This is a genomic window from Rhodopseudomonas sp. (assembly GCF_048594845.1).
GTDB lineage: Bacteria > Pseudomonadota > Alphaproteobacteria > Rhizobiales > Xanthobacteraceae > Rhodopseudomonas.
In genome coordinates this window covers 1-2,254 of sequence record NZ_JBMDXE010000007.1, presented here as the reverse complement: position 1 = coordinate 2,254, position 2,254 = coordinate 1, and the positions used below count along the sequence as shown (strand labels likewise).

The window sequence follows — 2,254 nt, the reverse complement described above, 5'->3', positions numbered from 1 at the left end:
CCGCACGCCTCGACGAGCGGGGGCGCAACCGGCTGTCGATCACCCGGAGCGAATCCGGCGCGCTCGAACTGCGCCGCGACTGGGTCGATCTGCGCGAGATCGCCGCACGCGTGATCGAGGCGACGCGCCGACGCGGCGCGGCGCAGCGGCTCGAACTCGCCTGGCCGGCCGACATTCCGCTGGTGCAGGCCGACGCCGCGTTGGTCGAACAGGCGCTCGGCAACATCGTCGCCAATGCGGTCGCGCACACGCCGGCGACCTCGCACATCGTGATCGACGCCGAAGCCGGCGATCTCGCGGTGCGGCTGCGCATCACCGACGACGGCCCGGGCATTTCCGCCACCGACCTGCCGCACATCTTCGAACGCTTCGTGCGCAGTGCCAGCGACACTGCGCCATCGTCCGATCGCGGCCAGGGCGTGGGACTTGGGCTGGCCATCACCAAGGGAATCATGGAAGCGCATGGCGGCGCGGTGTCGGCCGTCAGCCCGGTGGCGGACGGACACGGCACGCGCTTCGTGCTCACCTTCATGCGGGACAGAACACAGGAGACGCCGCAGCCATGAGCGTCAAATCACGCGTGCTGGTGGTCGACGACGAACCGGCGATCCTGCGTTTCCTGAAGCCGGCGCTGGAAGCCAACAGCTACGACGTGGCGCACGCCGCGACCGTCGCCGAGGCGATCAAGCGGATCGCCGCCGACGCGCCCGACATCGTGCTGCTCGACCTCGGCCTCGCCGATGGCGACGGCAAGGAAGTGATCCGGCAGGTGCGCGCCTGGTCGGATCTGCCGATTTTGGTGCTGTCGGCGCGCGAGCGCGAGGCCGAGAAGATCGAGTCGCTCGATCTCGGCGCCGACGATTACGTCAACAAGCCGTTCAACACCGGCGAGCTGATGGCACGGATGCGCGCCGCGCTGCGCCACCGCATGCAGCGCAAATCCGAGCCGGTGACGCTGGCGGTCGGCGGCATCGAGATCGACGTGCTGCGACATCGCGTCACCCGCGGCGGCGCCGAGATCAAGCTGACGCCGAAGGAATTCGAGCTGCTGGCTTTTCTGGTGCGTCACGCCGGCCGCGTCGTCACCCATCGGCAGATCCTCGCCGCAGTCTGGGGCCCAGCGCACACCTCCGACACGCAATATCTGCGCGTCTATATCGGCCAGCTCCGCCAGAAGGTCGAAACCCGCGCCGACGAGCCGCAGATCATCCTGACCGAGCCCGGCATCGGTTATCGCATCGGCGAAGCGGGCTGAACGGCACGCAAGGCCGCATGCTGCGCGCGAGGATTGTGGCGCCGCGATCCCGTGTGGTTTGATGCGCGCGCCGCGCGTTCGCGCAGGCGATCTCCCACGCACGCAGCGAGAGCACAGCCCGATCATGGCCGACCAGTTCAGCAATCTGCAGCAGATCCGCAAGCCCGCGGTCGTTTCCAAGGGCGGCATCGTCGCCGCGCAATCGCGACGTGCGGCGGAGGTGGGCGCGCAGGTGCTGGCGGCGGGCGGCGACTGCATCGACGCGGTGATCGCCACAACTTTTGCGCTGGGCGTGCTCGAGCCCTGGATGAGCGGCGTCGGCGGTGGCGGCGCCATGGTGCTGTACCGCGCCCGCGACGACAAATACGAAGTGATCGACTACGGCATGTGCACGCCGACGAGCCTGCGCACCGAAGACTATCCGCTGACGGGCGCCGGCGCGGCGTCCGATCTGTTTCCCTGGCCGCGCGTCAAGGACGACCGCAATCTGCACGGCCCCGGCTCGGTCGCTGTGCCGGGTGTCGTCGCCGGCATGGAGGAAGCGCACCGCCGCTACGCGCGGATGCCGTGGAAGGAGCTGGTGGCGCCGAGCATCGCGCTGGCAGGCGAAGGCCTTGCCGTCGATTGGTGGACCACGCTGATGATCGGCAGCGCGGCGGCGGATCTGCGTCGCTACAAGGCGAGCGCGGCGTCCTATCTGCTCGACGGCCTGCCGCCGCAGGCGCCATGGGGCATCCAGTCGGAAACCCGGATGCCGCAGACGCGGCTGCAGGCGACGATGGCGCAGCTCGCCGAACAGGGGCCGCGCGATTTCTACGAAGGCGAGCTGGCACGTAGCATCGCCGCCGACATGGCGGCGAACGGCGGATCGCTCACCGTCGAGGATCTGGCATCATTTCGCGCCCATATCCGCGACCCGCTGCGGATTCCCTATCGCGGCGGCACTGTCTACGCGACGCCCGAACTCACCGCCGGCCCGACGCCGGCGCATACGCTGCG

The 2,254-nt window shown here is 69.3% G+C and carries 3 protein-coding genes; all 3 read left to right on the top strand.

The features are described from left to right. Window positions 1-566, top strand: a 566-nt coding sequence (locus ACOJTD_RS00390; RefSeq protein ID WP_420130971.1) for a sensor histidine kinase, incomplete at its 5' end; no start/stop codon positions are given. Next, entirely contained in the window at window positions 563-1,255 is a 693-nt protein-coding gene (locus ACOJTD_RS00385) for a response regulator (protein WP_420130970.1), read from the top strand. The genes ACOJTD_RS00390 and ACOJTD_RS00385, both read left to right, overlap by 4 nt. A gap of 124 nt (window positions 1,256-1,379) precedes the next feature. Further along, window positions 1,380-2,254: gamma-glutamyltransferase (locus tag ACOJTD_RS00380; protein ID WP_420130969.1), on the top strand; the 875-nt coding region annotated here is incomplete at its 3' end.